The sequence below is a fragment of the Blastococcus capsensis genome (assembly GCF_030165005.1).
In the GTDB taxonomy this organism is placed as follows: Bacteria; Actinomycetota; Actinomycetes; order Mycobacteriales; family Geodermatophilaceae; genus Blastococcus; species Blastococcus capsensis.
Window position 1 is genome coordinate 1 of record NZ_JASNNW010000050.1, and the last position, 1010, is coordinate 1010.

The window sequence follows — 1010 nt, forward strand, 5'->3', positions numbered from 1 at the left end:
GGGGATCTGACCTTGTGCCTCTACGACGTGACGACGCTCTACTTCGAGGCCGAACACGAGGACGACCTGCGGAAAGTCGGCTACTCCAAGGAACGTCGAGTCGACCCGCAGGTCGTGGTCGGGTTGCTCGTCGACCGTCAGGGCTTCCCGCTGGAGATCGGCTGCTTCGAGGGCAACAAGGCCGAGACCAGCACGCTGATCCCGATCATCACCCAGTTCCAGCAGCGGCACGGCCTGGCCGACCTCGCGGTCACCGCCGACGCCGGGATGCTGTCGGCGGCGAACCTGAAGGCGCTGGACGAGGCGCACGTGCGGTTCATCGTCGGCTCGCGGGTGACCCGGGCGCCGGCGGATCTGGAGTCCCACTTCCACTGGCACGGCGACGCCTTCACCGATGGCCAGGTCATCGACACGATCACCCCCAAGACCGGCCGCGCCAAGGGCGGGAAGGTCGGGGAGAACGACACCGCGCGCCGCGCCGAGCCCGTGTGGGACCCCACGCAGCACACCGGGTCGTGGCGGGCGGTGTGGGCGTACTCGGCCAGGCGTGCAGCCCGGGACCGCAAGACCCTCGCCCTGCAGGAGGCCCGGGCGCGGGAGGTCGTCGACGGCGAACGCGCGGCCCGCACGCCGCGGTTCGTCAAGACCAGCAACGGTGCCCGATCCCTGGACGAGACCGCACTGGCCAGAGCGCAGAGCCTGGTCGGGTTGAAGGGCTACGTCACCAACATCCCCGCCAATCTCATGCCCGCGGCCGAGGTGATCGGCAGCTATCACGACCTGTGGCGGGTCGAGCAATCGTTCCGGATGAGCAAGACCGATCTGCGGGCCAGGCCGATGTTCCACCACACTCGCGACGCCATCGAGGCCCACCTCACCGTCGTGTTCACCGCCCTGGCCGTGGCCCGCGAGGTTCAGAACCGCACCGGCCTGGCGATCGGCAACGTCATCCGCCAGCTGCGGCCGCTGCGCTCGGCCACGGTCGCGATCAACGGCGCCACCCAGACGTT

At 69.5% G+C, this 1010-nt stretch carries 1 protein-coding gene; it reads left to right on the forward strand.

From position 1 onward, the window contains the following. Positions 1 to 1010 (forward strand): IS1634 family transposase (locus QOZ86_RS20970; RefSeq protein WP_284493903.1); only part of this gene is annotated, 1010 nt, incomplete at both ends.